At 70.2% G+C, this 1786-nt stretch carries 3 protein-coding genes; 2 read left to right on the top strand and 1 reads right to left on the bottom strand.

The genetic code is table 11. From position 1 onward, the window contains the following. Positions 1-21: 21 nt before the first annotated feature. Together RDU12_RS15530 and RDU12_RS15525 are read left to right on the top strand one after the other, a co-directional pair. On the top strand, positions 22-693 hold the full coding sequence (locus RDU12_RS15530) for a bifunctional 4-hydroxy-2-oxoglutarate aldolase/2-dehydro-3-deoxy-phosphogluconate aldolase (RefSeq protein WP_300293070.1): 672 nt from the start codon (positions 22-24) through the stop codon (positions 691-693). Between the two features lie 71 nt (positions 694-764). Next, a complete protein-coding gene (locus tag RDU12_RS15525) occupies positions 765-1130 on the top strand; it encodes an endonuclease domain-containing protein (protein WP_300293072.1) in 366 nt (121 codons plus the stop codon). 78 nt (positions 1131-1208) lie between these two features. Here the strand turns inward: RDU12_RS15525 and RDU12_RS15520 are convergent. Continuing rightward, positions 1209-1786: insulinase family protein (locus RDU12_RS15520; RefSeq protein ID WP_308685556.1), on the bottom strand; the 578-nt coding region annotated here is incomplete at its 5' end.

The following is a 1786-nucleotide window of genomic DNA, read 5'->3' as shown; positions in this document are numbered from 1 at the left end:
GGACCGATCAGGGAGACTTCCATGCGCCACGACCGCCTCGCCGTCCTCACCGCCCTCGAAGCGCAGGGCGTGGCTCCGGTCTTCTACCACCCGGACGCGGACGTCTGCCTCGAGGTCATCCGCGCCTGCGCCCGCGGCGGCGTCCGGGTCATCGAGTTCACCAACCGCGGCGACTTCGCCGTCGACCTGTTCGGCGACATCGCCCGCGAGCTGCAGATGACCGACCCGGACGTCGTCCTCGGCATCGGCTCGGTCATCGACGCCGGCACGGCCGCCCTCTACCTGAACCGCGGGGCCCGCTTCGTGGTCAGCCCCTGCCTCGTCCCCGAGGTCGCCCGCGTCTGCAACCGGCGCATGGCGGCGTATTTCCCGGGCTGCGGCTCCGTCACCGAGATCGGCCAGGCCCACGAACTGGGCTGCGAGATCGTCAAACTGTTCCCCGGCGCCAGCGTCGGCGGCCCCGACTTCGTCAAGGCCGTGCTCGGCCCCATGCCGTGGACCAAGATCATGCCCACCGGCGGCGTCGACCCCGACGAGGCCTCCATCGCCAGATGGTTCGGCTCCGGCATCGTCGCCGCCGGCATGGGCTCGAAACTGATCACCGACGCGGCGGTCAAGGCCGGCGACTGGGCGGCGATCGAGACACAGGTCCGCAAGACGGTGGACGCGATCGCGGCGTTCCGGGGACGCTGATCAACCCAGGATAGGCTCCCTCTGGCTTTTCCTCCCCGTTGCGCAGCAATGGGGAGGGGGACCGCGAAGCGGTGGAGGGGCTGGTGGCTTCAGAACCGATCATCTATCAGCGCGCCGCCCGGATGCGCCGCCGGCTCACGCCCCCGGAAGCCCGCCTCTGGCGCTGCCTGAGGGGCCACAGGCTGGACGGACTCAAGTTCCGGCGGCAGCATTCGATCGGCCCTTACATTCTCGACTTCTATTGCGCCTCGGCAAGGCTGGCCGTGGAGGTTGACGGCGCCGTTCACGGCACACCCGAGCAGATGGCGCATGATCAACGGCGGACCGATTGGCTCAGGGCGCAGGGCGTTTCCGTCTTGCGCTATCCGGCCCTCTCCATCCGCGACAATCTGGAAGGCGTCCTTGCGGGCATCCGCGCGGCCGCGGCCAAGAGGTAGCGAGACCGCCTCAACCAGCCCCTCCACCGCTTCGCGGTCCCCCTCCCCATTCGCTACGCGAACGGGGAGGAAAGCGCCCTACTCCGCCGTCCGCACCTGCATCAGCCCCAGCGTCGGACTGTTCAGGTCCAGCTCCGCCGCCGGAATCACCACCACGTCCGGATGGGCCGCCCGCAGGTCGTCGATGAACATCTCCGCCTGGCCGACCACCACCACGATGGCGTCCTCCGCGCTGACGATCCTCGCCGCCTCGCGCAGGCTGTCGGGCGTTGTGGCGGCGATCTTGCCCGGATAGGTCTCGATCTCCGACAGCGGCAGGCCGTCGATCACCGCCGCGGCCAGCTGGCCGCCCAGCCCGCCGGTGGTCTCCAGCGAGCGCAGGAAGCCGCCGGTGATGAAGGTCTCGCGGTTGGTCACCTCGGCGTCCGCCACCGGCTCCGCAGCCAGTCGGTCGAACTCGGCCAGGACCAGCCCGACCACCTCGGCGGCGCTCTCATTCTTGGTCTGGGTCGAGGCGATCAGGGCCCCGCCCTCGGCCCGGGCGCCGAGCGTGGAATAGGCGCCGTAGCTCAGCCCGCGCTTGGCCCGGACCTCCTGGAACAGCCGCCCGTTCTGGCCCGATCCCATCACGGCGTTGGCCACCGCCAGCGGATAGT

The organism is Brevundimonas sp., assembly GCF_031082345.1.
In the GTDB taxonomy this organism is placed as follows: Bacteria; Pseudomonadota; Alphaproteobacteria; order Caulobacterales; family Caulobacteraceae; genus Brevundimonas.
Note: the sequence above shows the minus strand (reverse complement) of the source record. Positions and strands in the feature narration are given on the sequence as shown.

Bases quoted from the DNA above. Each gene is read 5' to 3' on its own strand.
- RDU12_RS15530 (WP_300293070.1), top strand. From the start codon at position 22: ATGCGCCACGACCGCCTCGCCGTCCTCACCGCCCTCGAAGCGCAGGGC.